Origin of the sequence: Rhizobium indigoferae (assembly GCF_034554815.1) — a bacterium.
GTDB lineage: Bacteria > Pseudomonadota > Alphaproteobacteria > Rhizobiales > Rhizobiaceae > Rhizobium > Rhizobium leguminosarum.
Genome location: NZ_CP140636.1, coordinates 111,822 through 129,525, shown reverse-complemented (window position 1 = coordinate 129,525; position 17,704 = coordinate 111,822). Strand labels below are relative to the sequence as shown.

Below are 17,704 nucleotides of genomic sequence, written 5' to 3'. Positions count from 1 at the left end.
GTCTCACTTCACCGCGATGACGACCTTGCCCTTAACGCGGCCTGTCTCCACATAGTCCAGCGCCTCGTTGGTCCTCTCGAATTGGAAGGCACGGTCGATGACGGGGCGGATGGCGCCCGCCTCGATCAGCGAGGTGATCTTGCCGAGCTGCGCGCCGTTTGCCGTCATGAAGAGGAAGGAATAGCCGATCCCCCGGCGTTTCGATTTCCGCCGGATGCCGAAGCTCAAAAGGCGCATGACCTGCCGCAGCAGCCAGCCGAAGCCGTTTTCCCTGGCGAAATCGGGATCGGGTGGACCTGATATCGAGATCAGCTTGCCGCCGGGCTCCAGGACGGCGAGCGATTTCTCCAGCGTATCCTTGCCTAGGCTGTTCAGCACGACGTCATAGCCCTTCAGCACCTTGTCGAAGTCGTCCTTCTTGTAGTCGACCACCACGTCGGCGCCGAGGCTTTTCACCAGATCGATATTTGCCGTGCTCACGGTCGTCGCCACATGGGCGCCGAGATGTTTGGCAAGCTGGATCGCGATAGTGCCGACGCCGCCGGAGCCCGCATGGATCAGCACCCTCTGCCCCTTCTGCAGTTTGGCACGCTCGACCAGCGCCTGCCATGCGGTCAGCGCCACAAGTGGAATGGATGCGGCTTCTTCCATGCTGAGATTGGCGGGTTTCAACGCGACATCGCCAGCGTCGATGGCGATATACTCGGCGAAGGTGCCGATGCGATCCTGGCCGGGACGCGCATAGACCGCGTCGCCGGGTTTGAACTGCCGGACGTTGGCGCCCACCCGGACCACGACACCAGCGACATCATTGCCGAGCACCAATGGAAGCCGGTAAGGCAGGATCAGCTTGAACTCTCCGTCCCGGATCTTGGCATCCAGCGGGTTTACGCTGGCGGCATGGATCTCGACCATAACGTCATTCTCGCGCAGCTGCGGTTCAGGGCTCTGGCCGAGCCTGAGGGCGCCGCCCTTCTTGTAGCGATCGATCAGGAATGCTTTCATGGGACGAACTTTCGTTTCTGTGGTGTGCCGGAAATGCGGTAAGGCAGGCTCAACCGGGAAGTTTGTTGAATTTCCGGAGGCTCTTGTCGACGAAGGACTCTGGCAGGAAGCGACGGATGAAGCGGACCTGTCCTGCCGCCTTTCCGGCAGTATAGCGTCTCTTGGGCGATGGCGCATTGGCGGCCCTGACGACGGTTGCGGCGACCACCTCGGGCGCATCTCCTTTTGAGACGATCTCGCGCATCAGCTTCTCCGCATCGGCGCGCACGGCATCATAGACGGCAAGCGGCCGGTCGGGGCGAGTGATGTTCTCTTCGAAGGAGGTGCGGGTGACACCCGGTTCGACAAGCACGACGCGGATGCCCTGTGTGCGCACTTCATGGTCGAGGGATTCCGAATAACCTTCGATCGCGTGTTTGGTCGCTGCGTAGAGTGCGTTGAAGGGCGCCGGGATCAGCCCAAGGATCGAGCTCAGGTTGATGATCCGGCCGCTACGCTGCCGCCGCATCACCGGCAGTACTGCATTGGTCATGCGCATCGTGCCGAAGACGTTGACGTCGAATACGGCTTTGGCCTGTGCCGTCGTCGATTCCTCGGCGCCGCCGAGCAGGCCGATCCCGGCATTGTTGACGAGCAGATCGATCCGTCCCGCGCGCTTCAGAACCTCGTCGACGACGCTCTGCACGGATTGATCGTCGATGACGTCGCAGACCAGCATGGTGATGCCGTCGGCGGTGTCGGCCATCGGCTTTCGGCTGGTGCCGAACACCCGGTAACCATCGCGCCGCAGCGCCTTCGCCGTCACCAGCCCGATGCCGGAGGAAGCCCCGGTGACCAGGGCAATGCCGCGTTCTCTCTTGCTCATTGACGTCTGCCTTCGTTTTTGTCGTGGAATATCTATGCGCATTCTGTTACTATCAAATTGATAGCAAGTCACTACTAAAAAGATATCGACATGAAGAATCTTTCGAAACAGCCCTGCCTGATCGCCCGCAGCCTGGCGCTCGTCGGCGATGCGTGGAGCATGCTGATCATGCGCGACGCCCATGCGGGGCTGACCCGCTTCGATGAATTTCGCAAAAGCCTCGGCATCGTCCCGACAATGCTGACGGGGCGACTGTCATCGCTGACCGAGGAAGGATTGCTGGAAAAGCGTCGCTATTCCGAACGTCCGCCGCGCGACGAATATGTGCTGACGGAAGCCGGCCGCGACTTTCTGCCGGTACTGTTTGCGATCGGCGCCTGGGGCCGCAAGTACCGCGGCGGCGGCGACGTCACCCGTTTCTTCGACGCCGAGACTGGTACGGAAATCGATCCCGTCACCATCGACCGCGCGACCGGCGCGCCGATTGGGACACGTGCTATTCGTATCGCAGCACCCGAATGTCAACCGCCCGCGGCAGATGAAGCGGCACCGGACAACGCCCTTTGAAAGCGATGTCAGTATCCCCCGCCATCACCGCCTCCGGCGATGGCAAGGGTGATCCTCAAATAAAGCCCGCGGTGCCAATCCGAGCGCTACGACTGCTGCAGTCCGTAGAGCAGCGGCATCAGTCCTGCGAGCGCCCTGAATCGCTCCCACGACTTGGATGACGGCTTTGTCCAGCCCGTTTCGGCAAGTGCGGAAAGGCGCGGGAATACGAGGCGGTCGAAAACAGCGCGATCCGTCATCGGCTCGGACCAGATGCAGGCCTGGATGCCCAGGAGTTTCTGTTTCTGGATCGCCGTCCAGCCACCGATGGGATCGAAATTGTAGAGCTTCTCGGCATCCGAAGTCCCTGCCCAGCTGGCGCCGGGCTCATCCCAGTCGGGCCTGAGCGCCATGTCGAGGTAGTAGACCTGTCCGGGGCAGACGACGATTTGGTAGCCGCGCTCGGCAAGTTCGGCCGAGACCTCGACATTGCGCCAACTGCAGAGATAGCTCTTCGATTTGTCGATGACATCGCCGTGGGCAGCCTCTTCCCAGCCGCCGGTGATGCAGCCTTTGCTCGCAAGGAAGCGCTGGACGCGGCTCAGGAACTCCGCCTGCAGGATGGCGGCACCCGAGCCGTGGATGTCGTCGGCGCCATGGGTATTGGTCACGACGTTCAGCCGTTTGGCATGCGCATCGGCAACCTCGTTGCCGGCCACGCTGCGCAGGCGCTCGAGCGCTTCCGGCGAGCCGGACCACGCGCCAAGCGGAACTTCGTCGGCGCCGAGATGGATGATCTTGAACGGAAAGAGTTCGATGAGCTCGGAGAGGATCGTCTCGATGATCTCATAGGTCTTCTCGCGGGCCGGATTGATGCAATTGTCGGGAAAGCCCTGAACCGAATAATAGCTGCCGACCTCGGCCGGATCGCGCAGCTCCGGTATCGCCTGCAGCATGGCGTAGCAATGGCCGGGGACATCGATCTCCGGCACGATCTCCACGCCGAAGCTCTTGCCATGGGCGACGATCTCGCAGATGGCGGCCTTGGTGTAATAACCGCCGGTGCGGGCCGGGCTCGAACCGAGCAGCGGCGGAACGGCCAGACCGTGGCCGCGCCAGGCGCCGACCGCGGTCAGATCAGGATAGGCGTCGATCTCGACGCGCCATGCTTCGTCGTCGGAAAGGTGCCAGTGGAAGCGGTTGAGCTTGTTCCAGGCAAGCACCGCCAACAACTTCTTGACCTCGGCGGCGCCGTAGAACTGGCGGGCGACATCGAGATGCAGCCCGCGCCAACCCATCGACGGCTCATCGACGATCTCGCCGGCGGCCGGAAACTGGAAGACCTCGGGATGCAGCCTTGCACCGCGCCAGATCTGGCCGAGCGTGACGAGACCGTAGAGGAAGCCGGTCCGGCTGCTTGCCTCGATCGTGATCGCCTCACCCTCGAAGCTCAGTCGATAGGCCTCCGGCCCGAACCCGGCGGCATCCTTCAGGGCAACCAAAACCGCGCCCTCCGCCTCGCTCCGTACGATGCCCTCGACGGCAAAGAGGTGCTCGACCAGCGCTGCAAAGTTTCGTGCTGCCGCCTCCCCTTCAGCGCTCTGCGCCTGCGGCGCAAAACCGGCCGGTAGCGGCCGGCGGGAAGTGACCGACACATGGTTCGGCCAGGGGATGATCGACACCTGAACGGGCGCATTGATCGGAACCGGATAGATCTCGGCGCCACGCTTCAGCGGCGCATTGCTGACCGAAGATCGCGTCGGCTCTATGGTGAGGACGATCGTGCTGCCATCGGAAAGCGCGAGATAGCCGCTCGTCGCGCCGTCCGTCCAGTGGCGGAACTGCCAGCTCAACGCGTAGACCGAAATCGTCCACGTCTCGCCGGCGTCGAGAACGAAATTGGCCGGCGGCTGGAATTCGGTGAAATTCGAGAGCCGTTGTGAGACCGTCGCGCCTTCGACGCGACCCGCCGGATCGACACGGCCCGGGCCGCTCACGCAGAGGGAGAAATTCGAAAGCGGCTCGGTGCCGAGGTTCTTGAGGCGCAGGACATAGGAAAACTCCTTACCATCAGCAGGCGGATTCCAAAGGGTTTCAAGCCGCAGGGCTTTCGGTCGCGAAATGGACATGGTCACTCTTCCTTCTGAAGATCAGGTCTTGAGCATTCCGGCGTAAATGCCGGGAGCGGAATTGGGGATAGGCATGGCCCCGACGGCCTTTTCGTAAAAGGCAGAAGGGCCGACGTCACCGATGATCGCGTAGGCATAGCCCATCGCTGTCAGGTCGTTCAGGCTGGCAAAAAGCAATGCCCGGCCGATGCCGAGCCCGCGAAGGCTTTCGTCGACGCCGGTCGGTCCGAAGAAACCGCGTGCCGTCGCTTCATGGCAGGAAAAACCGACGAGCTTCTGTTCGCGCGTGGCGATGAAGCAGGTCGTCGGCTGGCGGGTCATCGCGACGGATGCCTCGCTCGCCCATCCCTCACCGAATTGTTCTGCGATCCAGCCAGTGATCAGCCGGAATTCCGGCGGCAGAGCCCGGCGGATCGTCACACCCTCGCGGGCCATTCGCTCGGGCGATTGCGTATCTTGCGGCAGGGTGGAAAGGTTTACGAGATAGTCCACTTTGCCATCCTTCAGCCGGAAACGCCGAGCGCGCGTATGAAATGATTGGAGCCGACCTGCTCGATGACAGTCGATTCAGGACGGCTGAGCGAGCGTACCTTTTCCGCTTGTTCGAGGAAACGCGCGCTTCCGCCCGTCACGAACGGCCGGCTGCCATCTGGAACGGCTGAAAGCAGCAATCTTGTATAGGGATGGCGCGGATCGGACAGAACCGCATCGGTGTCGCCCCATTCGACCATCTGGCCGGCGAACATGACGACGATCTCTTCCGCCACATGTGCGGCCGTTGCGATGTCGTGCGTGATATAGAGCATGGCGAGCTCATTCTCGCGTTTCACTTTCGCGAGCAGATCGAGAATGTCCTTGCGGATGGAGACATCAAGCATCGAGGTCGGCTCATCGGCAACTAGCACGCTCGGCGCGACGGCCAGCGCCCGAGCGATATTCACACGCTGCCGCTGCCCGCCCGAGAGTTCATGCGGGAATTTCTGCCTGGTCACATCGGGCTCCAGCCCGACGCTTGCCAGCAGGCGGGCAATCTCTTCGGCAAGATCCGCCCTGGAGCCGCTCTGCCGATGCAATTGCAGTGGCCGCGCCAGATGATGGCTGACCGTGAAGGCTGGGTTGAGCGACGAGAACGGATCCTGGAAGACCATCTGCACCTCCCTGCGGTACCGATGCTCATCCTTCGCCTCGCCGCGGGCGGTCAGATCCTGCCCGCGGAAAAACAGCCTGCCGCCCGTCGGTTTGTCCAAGCGGGCGATAATGCGGGCGCACGTCGTCTTGCCGCAGCCGGATTCGCCGACCAGCGCCAATGCCCGCCCGGGAAAGAGCGAAAAGGACACACCTTTCAGCGCATGCACCGGGCCGAAATTACGCTTGATGTCTTCGAGCCGGATCACCGCGTCAGCGACAAGAGGATTTGCCTCCGCTTTCATGCCAAGACTCCCGATAGATGCGGATTGCCCGGAAGCTGCGGAATGGCATTCCAAAGCTTGCGCGTATAATCATGCCGCGGCGCTTGAGCGACCTGGCGCACGTCGCCCACTTCGACGAGTTCGCCCTTCAGCATCACGCCGATGCGCTGGCAGAGCTGCGCCATCAGATGCAGGTCATGGGTGATGAAGAGCACCGAAAAACCATAGGTCCGCTGCAGATCGACGACCTGCTCGAGGATCTCCCGCTGCACGACCACGTCGAGAGCCGTCGTCGGTTCGTCCATGATGATAAGCTCGGGTCTCAGCGCCAGGCAGATCGCGATGACGATGCGCTGGCGCATGCCGCCGGAGAACTGGTGCGGGTAGTCGCCGATGCGATGTGTGGGAATGCCGACGAGGCGGAACATCTCCTCGCCGCGAGCCCTTGATTCCTCATGCGAGCAACCGGTGTGTCGGCGCAGAACGTCATGGAACTGCGCCTCGACCCTCATCAGCGGATTGAGCGAATTCATCGCGCTCTGGAAGACCATGCCGATGCGCTTCCAGCGGATTTTCTGCAACTCGCGTTCGGGCAGCCTCAGGAGATCCTGTCCGTCCAGCCGGATGCTGCCGCCGCTGATCCAGGCAGGCGCCTTGGAAAGACGCGTGATGGCATAGGCAATCGTGCTCTTGCCGCAACCGGATTCGCCGGCCAGCCCGAAGATCTCGCCGCGGCCTATATTGAAGGAGACCTCCTTGACGGCCCGGAATTCTCCCTTGTCGATGAGGTAATCGACATTGAGCTTTTCGATTTCCAGAAGATTGTCGCTCATCGGCCAAGCTCCAGTTCCCTGTTGCGAGCGCGGTTCAGGCGGAACCAGCGCGTCAGCGCCGGGCCGGAGCGCAGCTGCGGATTGGCGATCTCGTCGAAGGTGAAATTCAAAAGCGCAAGGCCTAGCCCCGTCAGCGCGATGCCGACTGCCGGCACCCCGATGTCCCACCATGCGCCGACCATGATCGCCGAGGAATTCTGGGCATTGTAGAGCATCGTGCCCCAGGAGACCTTCAGCGGATCGCCAAAGCCCAGATATTCGAGCGTCGTCTGGGCAACGATGGCATAGATGATGCTGCCGACGAGGTTGATGCCGATCAGCGTCGTCAGGTTCGGCAGGATTTCCACGAAGATGATGCGCCAGGCCGGCTCTCCAATCATCTTGGAGGCCGTGACGAAGTCACGATTGCGAAGCGCCATGGTCTGCGAGCGTGTCATGCGGGCGCCCCAGGGCCAGGAGGTCAGCGCGATGATCGCCATGATCGTCATCGGCCCCACCGTCCCGGCGAAGGAGGCGAGCAGGATCAGCAGCGGCATGTTAGGGACAACAAGCACGGCATTGGTCGCAAGATCGAGCACCGCATCGGTCCTGCCTCCGGCATAACCGGCGACGAGGCCGATGGCCGTGCCGAGAACGGTGATGGCAATGCCCGTGGCAAAACCGACGGAGAGAGAGCTACGGGCGCCCCAGACGAACTGGCGATAGACATCCCGCCCCATCTTCGTCGTCCCCATGACATGTTCGATCGACGGCGGTTGATGCGAGCGCCCGACACGCGCTCCGGGCTCGCCGGGCGCAACGATCGGCGCAAACAGCGCCATCAGCCACAGAGCCACAATGATGATGAGGCCGGCCAGCGCTTTCTTCTGCCTGAGGATGGGCCGCAGCGTAAAGCTCATCATACGGCCTCCCGCAATCTGGGATCGACGAGCCCGTAGATGATGTCGACGAGGAAGTTGGCACCGAGCGTCGCGAGCGTCATCAGGAGCAACTGTCCCTGGATGACAGGATAATCGCGGGCGATGCTCGCAGTATAAAGTGTCAGTCCCAACCCCGGATAGTTGAAGACGATCTCGGTGACGATCGAGCCGCCGAAGACGGCGCCGAGCATCAGCGCCAGGTTGGTCAGAACAGGAAGCATGGCATTGCGTGCGCCGTAGCCGAACATGACGGTGAGGTGGCTGAGCCCCTTGGCGCGCGCCATGGTTACATAGTCCTCGCCGAGTACCGAGATCATCGACGAGCGCATCGTCGTCTGGAATTCGCCGATCAGGAACGGCGAAAGCGTCAGGACCGGCAGGATCGCATGGGCGAACACGCTGCCAATGAAGGTGAAATCGAAGGCGGGATCGAGGTTGGGATCATAGGCATATCCCACCGGAAACCAGCGCAGTGAGACCGCGAAGACGAAAAGTGTCGTCAGCGCCACGATAACAGGCGGCACCGAAATCATGATCACGGAGAGCGGCGAGACGATCGTGTCGAAGCGTCCGCCGCGACGCCAGGCCGAGATCGCGCCGAGCACGACACCGACGCAGAGCGAAAAGATGATCGCGGTGGTGACAAGGAAGACCGTCCAGAGCGTCGAACGGCCAAGAACCTGGACGACGGTCTGGGGGTAATATTTGACCGAGACGCCGAGATCGAGGGTCGCCAACCCCTTCACGTAATCGACGAACTGCCAGAGCATCGGCTGGTCGACCGCGCCGAAGCGCGCCTTGATCGCCTCGACGGCGGCAGGTGTTGCCCGCGGGCCGAGCTGGGCGACCATGGCATCGACAGGACTCCCCGGCATGAGCCGGGGAAGAATGAAGTTCATGACGATGGCGAACGCCAGGGCGACCGCATAGACGCCGAGGCGCCGGCTCGAAATGCGCATTTCCGCTCCCTCGCGAGGCTTATTGGACCGGCTTGAGGCGCAGCAGATGCATCAGGCGCATGCGGTTGTTGTCATGATCCTCCGGATTCATGACGGGATCCTTGTCGGTGACCCAGCCGGTGAAGCGCTTGCTGGAGAACTGATACCAGGTCGGTCCGTTGAATACCGGCACGACAGGGAAGTCGTCGGCAATCAGCAGCTGGATGTCGTTGAAGATCTTCTTGTGATCGTCCTCCGACGTCGCCTTCAGATACTGATCGAAAAGCGCGTCCAGCTTCGGGTTCGAATAGCGCGAGGGCGCGCCGGTGATGCGGCCGCCATATGCGGTCGAAAGGCTCTGGTAATAGCCGCGGAATGGCGTTGCCCCGTCGGCGCGGGAGTTCATGACGACCTCGAAGCTGCCATCGATGATCTGCTTGCGCCATTGTTCATATTCCGGCGTGGCAACGGACGCGTTGATGCCGGCTGCACGCAGTCCTTCGACCGCAATCTGGACAGCATCGATCCAGTCCGTCCAGCCGTTCGGAACGATGATCGGGAAGCCAATCGGCTTGCCGCTCGGCGTGGTGCGGAAGCCGTCAGCACCCTTCTTGTAGCCAGCATCGTCGAGGATCTTGTTGGCCTTCTCGGTATCGAAGCCCATGAAGGCGTCCTTGTCGCCTTCGGCGCCCTTGTTGCGCCAGGTCTCAAAACGCGGCGGCAGGCCGGTCGCATGCTCGTTGACGACAGGATAGCCGAAGCCGGCAATATCGACCATCGACGCGCGGTCCATGGCGAGGCTGAAGGCATGGCGGAAGTTCAGATCCTTGTAGGCCTCGAGGTTGCCTTCATTGCCGCTCTTGAAGTTCATCTGGAAGGCGACGGTTTCGGCCGGCGGCTGCCAATAGCCGTTATGGTCGGGATCGAGCGCCACGAAGGTCTTGTCGATCTGCGGAATGAAGGATCCGATCCAGTCCATGTTGCCTTCCGGCAGGATGGCAAGCATCTGGTCGTTGCCTGAGATCTGCGGCAGCCTGAGGCAATCGACATGCAGCGAGGCGGCATCCCAATAGTTCGGGTTGCGGCACTGCTCATAGACCTGCGGCGTGAAACGGCGCAGCTCCGTCATCGGGCCGGAACCGACCGGCTTCTCGTTCTTGAAGGCGACCGGATCGGAAACGTCCTTCCAGATATGCTCGGGAACGACGGCGAGATCGGCAAGCGTTTCCGGGAAATCGGAGTTCACGGCCTTGAGATTGATCCTGACCTCGGTCGCCGACGGCGCCTCGACGGAGGCAATGGTTTCGCCGACGCCGACAGTGTCGAGCGCGGGGTTCTTCAGCATGAGATCGATCGTGTACTTCACGTCAGCCGACGTCAGCGGCTGGCCGTCGGACCACTTCAGACCGGGCCGCAGCGTATAGGTGACCGATTTCATATCCTCGGAGAACTTATAGTCGGTCGCCAGGCGAAACACCGGCTTGCCGCCATCCTCGGCATTGAAGATGACCAGGGGCTCGTAGATGAAATCCATCGTGCTCTGCCGGCGGCCGGCAAGGTCGAACGGATTGAAGTTCTGAACCCAGCTGCTCTGCTCCTCGATATGCATCGTCAGCACCGACTCTGCGGCTGCACCGCGCGCCCCAAAAATGACGAGCGCCGTCAGAGCGGTTGCCGCCGCAAAGCCAGCGCGCATGGAATTGTTGCAGATTGCACTCTTGCTCAATCTCATTCCATCGTTCCCCTTGTTGTTTATTTTTGAAGTCAATCAAATTGATTTAATATTGATAGTCAGTTTCCTGCCGAGACGTCAATTGCCGATCTCAAACTTTTTGCAACGGCCTCCGAGCCGGTTACCTGCGTTGTTTTGTAAGGATAATTCCGGCGTTAATAATTAATGTACCTTTAAGTACCATAATTGTTTCAACGATGGCGAATCGACCGGCTCGAACATTGGTCGATAAGCATGAGGCTGCTCGCCACGGCCGGGATGTTCCCCGGGATGCAACACATTCAACTTCTAAGAGCGGGTCGAATTTCCCATGACGAGCATCAATACGAACAATTCAGCGATGTCTGCCCTTCGGACGCTGCGCAACATCAACTCCAGTCTCGAAACGACACAGAATAGTGTTTCTACCGGCTATCGGGTCGACACCGCATCCGACAACGCCGCTTACTGGTCGATCGCAACCACGATGCGGTCCGACAACAAGGCGCTCTCCGCCGTGTCCGACGCGCTGGGCCTCGGCGCAGCAAAGGTCGATACTGCCTATACGGCCATGGACAATGCGATCGACGTTGTCGACGAGATCAAATCCAAGCTTGTCGCAGCGACCGAGGACGGTGTCGACAAGTCCAAGGTCCAGGAAGAAATCAGCCAGCTTCAGGAACAGCTGCTGAGCATTGCCCAGTCGGCGTCGTTCTCGGGTGAGAACTGGGTCGCGGGCGCGGATGGCACGAAAAGTGTCGTATCGTCCTTCGTACGCGACGGCTCCGGCGCCGTTTCCGTTAAAATGACGGAATACGCTCTGGATACCAGCTCAACGGGCAATGTGTTGTTCGGCATGAGCAGCGGGACGATCGATACCGCGTCCGGCATCCTCGGAACGGCTGATGCAAACGGCGATTCCGTCTATTCGCTTGATATCACCGACTTCACCACCGGTCAGATCCAGTCGGCGCTGTCGACCATCGAATCCGCACTGTCGGCAATGACCTCTGCCGGTGCGCAACTAGGTTCGATCTCGACGCGCATCGATCTGCAGGAAGACTTCGTCAGTGCGCTTTCCGATTCGATCGACTCGGGTGTAGGCCGGCTGGTCGACGCCGACATGGAGGAGGAGTCGAGCAAACTGTCTGCCTTGCAAACACAACAACAGCTTGCGATCCAGTCGCTATCGATCGCGAATTCGTCGTCGCAGAACATCCTGTCGCTTTTCCGCAGCTAAGCGCCGGATATATAGGACGCTCGGAGCAAATCCGTTGGTGAGACGATCGAGCCTGGCCCACCCGGTCAGGCTCGATCGCGTTCAACTCACTCGTGCAAATTTGTGTCGCGGGTCCCTATCCCTCCTGTCCTCATCCGAACTATGGTGTCGCGATCGGCGAAATCGCGGTTCACTTCCGAGCCATGCTGTCCGTCGTCTCGATCGCAACCACGATCGCCCTTAGTCTTCGCACCCCAGGGCGGAGAACGCAGCGCGCGGGATCATCGCATGTCGGAACGACTTCAATCTGCCCGTCCTGATGAAACGCCCGCCATCGTCTGGCTCGGCTTCATGGCGATGTGCGTCGGCATGTTCATGGCGATCCTCGACGTCCAGGTGGTGGCAACATCGCTGCCGACCATCCAGTCCGCGCTCGGTATCGATCCGGATCAGATGAGCTGGATACAGACGGCCTATCTCATCGCCGAAGTGGTGGCGATCCCGCTCACCGGCTTCTTGACCCGGCTGCTGACGATGCGATGGCTGTTCGTCATTGCCATCAGCCTGTTCGTCGCAGCCTCCGCCGGCTGTGCGGCGAGCGGCAGCTTCGGCGAGTTGGTGGCCTGGCGGGTGCTTCAGGGTTTTTCCGGCGGAACCTTGATCCCATCGGTGTTTTCAGCCGTGTTCATTCTCTTTCCGAACGAGCGGCAGGCGCTTGCGACGACGATCGCCGGCGTGCTTGCGGTGCTTGCTCCAACCGTCGGACCGATCGTCGGCGGATGGCTGACGCAGACCTATTCCTGGCACTGGCTGTTCCTGATCAACATCATCCCCGGTATCGTCTCGGCAATCCTGGCCGCACGGTCCCTGCCGCGGCAGGCGACCGATCCGTCCGAACTGAGGCATCTCGATGGTCTGTCGCTCCTGCTGATGGCGACCGCGCTGACGACTTTGGAACTCAGCCTGAAGGAGGCGCCGACGAGCGGCTGGATCTCGGCCTATGTGCTCAGCCTGCTCACCGTCTGCCTTGCTTCGGGAGGCGTCTTCGTCTGGCGAACGCTGCGCCGAGGCAGGCCGATCGTCGATCTCGGCAATTTCGGCGATCGGAACTTTCTCGTCGGATCGGTTCTGAGCTTCGTGCTCGGCATCGGCCTCTTTGGCTCGGTCTATCTCATGCCGGTCTTCCTCGCTTTCATCAGGGGGCATGACGCGCTTGAGATCGGCATGACGATGCTGGTCACCGGCATCGCGCAACTGGTGACGGCGCCGATCGCGGTCGCGCTGGAGAAGCGCATGGATGCGCGGCTGCTGTCGGCGGCCGGTTTCGCGCTCTTTGCGATCGGCGTCGGGATGAGCGCGTTTCAGGATCCTCGCACGGATTATGACGCGATGTTCTGGCCGCAGGTCGTGCGCGGCGTCGCCATCATGTTCTGCCTGCTGCCGCCGACGCGGCTGGCGCTCGGCACACTTCCGCCAGATCGCATTCCCGATGCCAGTGGACTTTTCAACCTGATGCGCAATCTCGGCGGGGCGATCGGCATCGCGCTGATCGACACCATCATCTACACGCGCTCGGAACCGCTGGGACAAGCCCTGTGGACCCGTCTTCAAGCCGGCGACATCGAGGCTGGGACATTCGTCGGCGCGCCTCTCCAGACCATATCGGGGCATAGCGGCAGCTTCGATGCGGACGCCACGGCGCTGCTCGATCCGCTGGTCCAGACCGCGGCAAGTGTCCAGGCGATCAACGAAGCCTGGATGGTCATCGCCGCCCTGACCGGCTGCGCCCTGCTCTCAGTGCCCTTTGCCAGGCGGCCGGCCTCAACGTGAAAACCATGGTGACAAGTTGCCGATCTTCCGATCGCCGGTAAGATTTCTCTCAATCATTTTGCGTCATCTTCCAGTTCCCCTCTGAAGCCAATCGACGAGATCTCAATGGCCACGGACCTTACGCGCAGTTTTCAAATGCCCCGACGCGAAGAGCTTGGCCTCTTCACGATCAGCAACGGATCCGGCCTGTCGATAGCGGCCCTGCCGAACGGCACGCTGTTTGCCATCGAATATGCCGACGACAAGGGATCGGTGCAGGTCAACCAGATCCAGGGTTCGCCGCTCACCGGCGGCATCGGACGGCTTTATCTGCGCATCGGCGGTGCGGCACCTGATGTCGTCGAGATTGTCGGGCCTCGCGCCGATGGCAGCTTCGGGCACGATGCGACGAGCTTCTCCTGGAGCGGCAAAACAGGCGATATCGGCTACACCGTCCGCCTCGAGCTTCATCCATCCGAAACGGCCTGGTTCTGGCGTGTCTCCATCCGCCATCTGAAGGATGGAGCGCTGCCGGTGGATCTGGTACTGATCCAGGACGTCGGTCTCGGCGACCGCGGCTTCCTGATGAACAGCGAAGCCTATGCATCGCAATATGTCGATCACCATATCGCCGATCATGAGACATTCGGCCCGGTCGTGATGAACCGGCAAAATCTCAAGCAGTCGGGTGCCCGCAACCCCTGGCTCGTGCAAGGCTGCCGCGATGGGGCGGCTGCCTATGCCACGGATGCCATTCAGCTGGTGCAGGCGAAGGACAGCCTCGACGATCGGCTGGTCGGCCCTTTCGGCACCAGCCTGCCGAGCAAACGGCGGCAGCAAGAGACGGCGTGTCCCGCCATCCAGTCGAAATCGCTCTCCGTGCCGGCAAGCGGTGTGACCGCGACCTTCTTTGCCGTCTTCGCCGCCGATCATCCCGAGGCGTCGAGCGATGCCGACCTTTCACGAGTTGACGAGCTTGCGGCGACCAACAGTGCGGCCGCCGATATCGAGGAGGTCACGCCGGTCCGCAGCCTGCTTCAGGATGCTGCCCTGCTGAAGGCCGAGGCGCTGGATAAAAAGGCGATCACCCAGCTCTATCCGGAGCGGAGCCTGGAAGAGCGCGTCGACGGAAAGCTTCTTTCGTTTTTCGTGTCGGACGGCGTTTTGAACCGTCATGTGGTTCTGCGCGACAAGGAGCTCATCGTGGCGCGCCGTCACGGCGCGATCGTCAGAAGCGGTGAGAATATGCTGCTCGACGATGCGACGCTTGCCGCGACCTGCTGGATGCAGGGCATTTTTGCGGCGCAGCTGACGATCGGCAATACGTCTTTTCACAAGCTCTTTTCCGTCTCCCGTGACCCCTACAATCTGACGCGCGCCAGCGGGCTGCGCATCATGGCGGATGTCGGCGCCGGCTGGCAGCTTCTGGCGGTGCCGTCGGCTTTCGAAATGGGACTCAGCGATTGCCGTTGGATCTATCGCCTCTCCGAACGCACGATCATCGTATCGGCAGTCGCCTCCGGCGAGGATGCGGCAATGCAGTGGACCGTCTCTGTCGAGGGCGAGCCATGCCGCTTCCTGGTGTTTGGTCATGTCGTGCTCGGCGAGCGCGAATATGACGCGGGCGGGCAGATCGCATTCGACACCTTAGCCAAGCGCATTCTTTTCCGGCCGGACCCGGCCTGGCTCTGGGGCGAGCGTTATCCCGATGCCAGCTATTGGCTGGTGAGTTCGACGCCCGATGCCATCGAGGAGATCGGTGGCGACGAATTGCTCTATAGCGACGGGATGGCGCGCAACGGCGGCTTCGTCGCGCTGCGATCGCGACCGACGCAGACGCTTTCCTTTGCCGTCGTCGGCTCGATGACCGATGCGGCGGAGGCCGAGCGCCTGGCGCAACGATATGAGGCCGGCGTCACCGGTGATGCCATGCTTGCGCCGGCATCAAAATTCTGGCGGAACGCCGTGCGCGGCGTGACGATCGCCAGCACCTCTCCCGACCTTGCCGCGCAGACGGCCCTGCTTCCCTGGCTCGCGCATGATGCCATTGTGCATCTGAGCGTGCCGCACGGCCTCGAGCAATATACCGGCGCTGCCTGGGGTACGCGCGACGCCTGCCAGGGGCCGATCGAATTCCTGCTCGCCTACGAGCATGACCGCGAAGCCAAGGAGGTGCTGAAGACCGTCTTCAGCGAACAGTACCTGGAAAAAGGCGACTGGCCGCAGTGGTTCATGCTGGAGCCCTATGCCAATATCCGGGCGGGCGACAGCCACGGCGATATCGTCGTCTGGCCGCTGAAGGCGCTCTGCGACTATATCGAAGCGACCGGCGATCTCGCCATCCTCGACGAGAAAGTCTCCTGGCGTGATGAAAAGACGATGGCCCGGGCACCGGAGCCCGACACCATCGCAATCCATGTCGAGAAGCTGCTCGATACCGTTGGCGAAGCTTTCATCCCGGGAACGCATCTGATCCGCTATGGCGAGGGAGACTGGAACGATTCCCTGCAGCCGGCCGATCCGCATCTGCGCGATTGGATGGTCAGCAGTTGGACCGTTGCCCTGCTCTACGAGCAGATCGTCCGTTATTCCGCGATCCTGCGCCGCCTCGGTCATGGCAACAAGGCCAAGGGCTTGCGGAAGATCGCAACGGCGATGCGCCGGGATTTCAACCGCCATCTCGTGCGTGACGGTATCGTTGCCGGCTACGGTATCTTCGATCCCAGCCATGATGGCGTCGAATTGCTGCTGCACCCGAGCGACCGGCGCACCGGCCTGCATTACTCGCTGATCTCGATGACGCAGGCGATGCTCGGCGGCCTCTTCACGCCGGTTCAGCGACGCGATCATATGAAGCTGATCGAAGAGCATTTGCTCTTTCCCGACGGCGTGCGGCTGATGGAAAAGCCCGCGACCTATGCCGGCGGCCCCGAGACGCTGTTTCGCCGCGCCGAATCCTCCTCCTTCTTCGGGCGCGAGATCGGGCTGATGTATGTACATGCGCATCTGCGCTACTGCGAGACGCTGGCGCTGGAGGCGGAAGTGGACGAACTCTGGAAGGCGATCGCTGTCGTCAATCCGATTTCAGTCACATCAGCGCTGCCGCATGCTTCGCTGCGCCAGCGCAATACCTATTTCAGCAGCAGCGACGCGGCTTTCCATGATCGTTATCAGGCGGCGGCCGAATGGGAGCGGGTCAAGGCGGGAGAGATCGCCGTCGACGGTGGATGGCGCATCTATTCAAGCGGCCCCGGGCTCTACACCAGAAGCTTCGTCGAAAATATCCTCGGCTTCAAACGGCGCTTCGGCCGACGCAAACGCAAACCGCTTCTTCCCGCGATCCACGCCTCGGTCGATCTGCAAACCGACCACGCCGCCTGGCGTCGGCTGATGAGGCCGAAGCCTGAGGTGTGAAAAGGATTATGCCGTAGCGTCGCGCAACTCCTCGAAGCGCGCGGCGCTCTTCGACAGGTGGCTTCGGATGGCGCGGCGCGCGGCGGATTCGTCGCGGTCGCGGATTGCCGCGAATATGGCATGGTGTTCCCTGCGCATGCGCGCCGCATGGCGCTTGCGCTCGGCTGATGTCATCTTGTCCAAGCGCGCCCACTGCCGCGGCACCATGATGTTGCCGAACGTGTCGAAGAGGCGGCCGTAATAGGAGTTCTGTGTCGCGACCAGAATGGACCTGTGGAAGGCGTAATCCTCCTGCGCGCCGTATCCGCCCTCTTCGAGCGCCTTGTCGAGGGCATCGAGACGATCCTGCATGCGGTCGATATCCTCCTGCGTGCGCCGCAGCGCGGCAAGGCCGGCGGCTTCGTATTCGATCCCCATGCGCAGCTCCAGCACGCGCAGAACCTCGTCGATCGACTGCAGGTCGTTCGGAATGATCGAGAAGGATCTCGGTGTCGGGTCGTTCGAGACGAAAGCCCCAAGGCCTTGCCGTGTGGTGATCAACCCCTTTGCACGCAGGGCGGCGAGCGCTTCGCGAACGATCGTCCGGCTGACGCCGGTCGCCGTCATGATCGCCTGTTCGGTCGGCAGGCGCTGGCCGGGCTTCAGGTCGCCGGACTCGATTTGCGCCGTCAACATATCGGCAAGGTTGCTGCGCAGGTTCGGCGCCTGCTGAATGGTATTGAAGACCGCGTTGTCCTTATCTGCCATCCTGTTTCGAAATCCTGGTGTCGAGGCGGCTTTGCCGACCCCGTTTCCTGTTCGCATTCCGCATCTACGCCGATGCGGTGGGCAGCAGCCCTAGCGCATAACCCCGAAAACCGGAATCAAGTTTCGGGGTTATGCGGAGAATCGAAGCGATAGAGCAGC

14 protein-coding genes are annotated in these 17,704 nt (G+C 61.6%); 4 read left to right on the top strand and 10 right to left on the bottom strand.

Going from position 1 to position 17,704, the window contains the following annotated elements:
- Window positions 1-3: 3 nt before the first annotated feature.
- Together U5G49_RS24445 and U5G49_RS24440 are read right to left on the bottom strand one after the other, a co-directional pair.
- Window positions 4-1,005, bottom strand: coding sequence for an NADP-dependent oxidoreductase (locus U5G49_RS24445; protein ID WP_193444050.1), 1,002 nt, complete (start codon window positions 1,003-1,005; stop codon window positions 4-6).
- A 49-nt stretch (window positions 1,006-1,054) separates the two neighbouring features.
- Window positions 1,055-1,870, bottom strand: a complete 816-nt coding sequence (locus U5G49_RS24440; protein WP_130653877.1) for an oxidoreductase — start codon at window positions 1,868-1,870, stop codon at window positions 1,055-1,057.
- 90 nt (window positions 1,871-1,960) lie between these two features.
- Here U5G49_RS24440 and U5G49_RS24435 point away from each other — a divergent pair, with 90 nt between their 5' ends.
- A complete protein-coding gene (locus U5G49_RS24435; RefSeq protein ID WP_193444048.1) occupies window positions 1,961-2,437 on the top strand; it encodes a winged helix-turn-helix transcriptional regulator in 477 nt (158 codons plus the stop codon).
- 86 nt (window positions 2,438-2,523) lie between these two features.
- On the opposite strand, the gene U5G49_RS24430 is transcribed toward U5G49_RS24435, so the two are convergent.
- From U5G49_RS24430 to U5G49_RS24400, 7 genes are read right to left on the bottom strand one after another with little or no spacing between them, the layout of a single operon-like run.
- On the bottom strand, window positions 2,524-4,545 hold the full coding sequence (locus tag U5G49_RS24430; protein WP_193444046.1) for a beta-N-acetylhexosaminidase: 2,022 nt from the start codon (window positions 4,543-4,545) through the stop codon (window positions 2,524-2,526).
- Between the two features lie 21 nt (window positions 4,546-4,566).
- Window positions 4,567-5,037 carry a GNAT family N-acetyltransferase gene (locus U5G49_RS24425; protein ID WP_193444044.1) on the bottom strand — a complete coding sequence of 157 codons (471 nt, stop codon included), beginning with the start codon at window positions 5,035-5,037 and terminating at the stop codon, window positions 4,567-4,569.
- A gap of 11 nt (window positions 5,038-5,048) precedes the next feature.
- Window positions 5,049-5,975: an ABC transporter ATP-binding protein gene (locus U5G49_RS24420; protein ID WP_193444042.1), complete on the bottom strand. Its 927-nt coding sequence runs from the start codon at window positions 5,973-5,975 to the stop codon at window positions 5,049-5,051.
- Window positions 5,972-6,787, bottom strand: a complete 816-nt coding sequence (locus U5G49_RS24415; RefSeq protein WP_113543205.1) for an ABC transporter ATP-binding protein — start codon at window positions 6,785-6,787, stop codon at window positions 5,972-5,974. The genes U5G49_RS24420 and U5G49_RS24415 overlap by 4 nt, the downstream gene beginning before the upstream one ends.
- Entirely contained in the window at window positions 6,784-7,686 is a 903-nt protein-coding gene (locus U5G49_RS24410) for an ABC transporter permease (protein ID WP_018246110.1), read from the bottom strand. The genes U5G49_RS24415 and U5G49_RS24410 overlap by 4 nt, the downstream gene beginning before the upstream one ends.
- On the bottom strand, window positions 7,686-8,666 hold the full coding sequence (locus U5G49_RS24405) for an ABC transporter permease (RefSeq protein ID WP_027687552.1): 981 nt from the start codon (window positions 8,664-8,666) through the stop codon (window positions 7,686-7,688). The genes U5G49_RS24410 and U5G49_RS24405 overlap by 1 nt, the downstream gene beginning before the upstream one ends.
- A gap of 19 nt (window positions 8,667-8,685) precedes the next feature.
- Window positions 8,686-10,377 carry an ABC transporter substrate-binding protein gene (locus U5G49_RS24400; RefSeq protein ID WP_193444040.1) on the bottom strand — a complete coding sequence of 564 codons (1,692 nt, stop codon included), beginning with the start codon at window positions 10,375-10,377 and terminating at the stop codon, window positions 8,686-8,688.
- Between the two features lie 310 nt (window positions 10,378-10,687).
- Between U5G49_RS24400 and U5G49_RS24395 the strand changes: the two genes are divergently transcribed.
- The 3 genes from U5G49_RS24395 (at window position 10,688) to U5G49_RS24385 (ending at window position 16,798) form a co-directional block, all read left to right on the top strand.
- Window positions 10,688-11,596 (top strand): flagellin N-terminal helical domain-containing protein, encoded by a 909-nt coding sequence (locus U5G49_RS24395; protein WP_193444038.1) that lies wholly within the window; start codon window positions 10,688-10,690, stop codon window positions 11,594-11,596.
- A gap of 267 nt (window positions 11,597-11,863) precedes the next feature.
- The gene (locus U5G49_RS24390; RefSeq protein ID WP_193444035.1) at window positions 11,864-13,405 is read left to right on the top strand and encodes a DHA2 family efflux MFS transporter permease subunit; all 1,542 of its coding nucleotides are present in this window, start codon (window positions 11,864-11,866) and stop codon (window positions 13,403-13,405) included.
- Between the two features lie 105 nt (window positions 13,406-13,510).
- Window positions 13,511-16,798, top strand: a complete 3,288-nt coding sequence (locus tag U5G49_RS24385; protein ID WP_193444032.1) for a GH36-type glycosyl hydrolase domain-containing protein — start codon at window positions 13,511-13,513, stop codon at window positions 16,796-16,798.
- Between the two features lie 6 nt (window positions 16,799-16,804).
- Here U5G49_RS24385 and U5G49_RS24380 read toward each other — a convergent pair whose 3' ends face one another.
- The gene (locus U5G49_RS24380; protein WP_193444030.1) at window positions 16,805-17,545 is read right to left on the bottom strand and encodes a FadR/GntR family transcriptional regulator; all 741 of its coding nucleotides are present in this window, start codon (window positions 17,543-17,545) and stop codon (window positions 16,805-16,807) included.
- Window positions 17,546-17,704 lie beyond the last annotated feature (159 nt).

Bases quoted from the DNA above. Each gene is read 5' to 3' on its own strand.
- U5G49_RS24430 (WP_193444046.1), bottom strand. From the start codon at position 4,545: ATGTCCATTTCGCGACCGAAAGCCCTGCGGCTTGAAACCCTTTGGAAT.
- U5G49_RS24440 (WP_130653877.1), bottom strand. From the start codon at position 1,870: ATGAGCAAGAGAGAACGCGGCATTGCCCTGGTCACCGGGGCTTCCTCC.
- U5G49_RS24420 (WP_193444042.1), bottom strand. From the start codon at position 5,975: ATGAAAGCGGAGGCAAATCCTCTTGTCGCTGACGCGGTGATCCGGCTC.
- U5G49_RS24410 (WP_018246110.1), bottom strand. From the start codon at position 7,686: ATGAGCTTTACGCTGCGGCCCATCCTCAGGCAGAAGAAAGCGCTGGCC.
- U5G49_RS24405 (WP_027687552.1), bottom strand. From the start codon at position 8,666: ATGCGCATTTCGAGCCGGCGCCTCGGCGTCTATGCGGTCGCCCTGGCG.
- U5G49_RS24395 (WP_193444038.1), top strand. From the start codon at position 10,688: ATGACGAGCATCAATACGAACAATTCAGCGATGTCTGCCCTTCGGACG.
- U5G49_RS24415 (WP_113543205.1), bottom strand. From the start codon at position 6,787: ATGAGCGACAATCTTCTGGAAATCGAAAAGCTCAATGTCGATTACCTC.
- U5G49_RS24380 (WP_193444030.1), bottom strand. From the start codon at position 17,545: ATGGCAGATAAGGACAACGCGGTCTTCAATACCATTCAGCAGGCGCCG.
- U5G49_RS24445 (WP_193444050.1), bottom strand. From the start codon at position 1,005: ATGAAAGCATTCCTGATCGATCGCTACAAGAAGGGCGGCGCCCTCAGG.
- U5G49_RS24400 (WP_193444040.1), bottom strand. From the start codon at position 10,377: ATGAGATTGAGCAAGAGTGCAATCTGCAACAATTCCATGCGCGCTGGC.
- U5G49_RS24385 (WP_193444032.1), top strand. From the start codon at position 13,511: ATGGCCACGGACCTTACGCGCAGTTTTCAAATGCCCCGACGCGAAGAG.
- U5G49_RS24390 (WP_193444035.1), top strand. From the start codon at position 11,864: ATGTCGGAACGACTTCAATCTGCCCGTCCTGATGAAACGCCCGCCATC.
- U5G49_RS24435 (WP_193444048.1), top strand. From the start codon at position 1,961: ATGAAGAATCTTTCGAAACAGCCCTGCCTGATCGCCCGCAGCCTGGCG.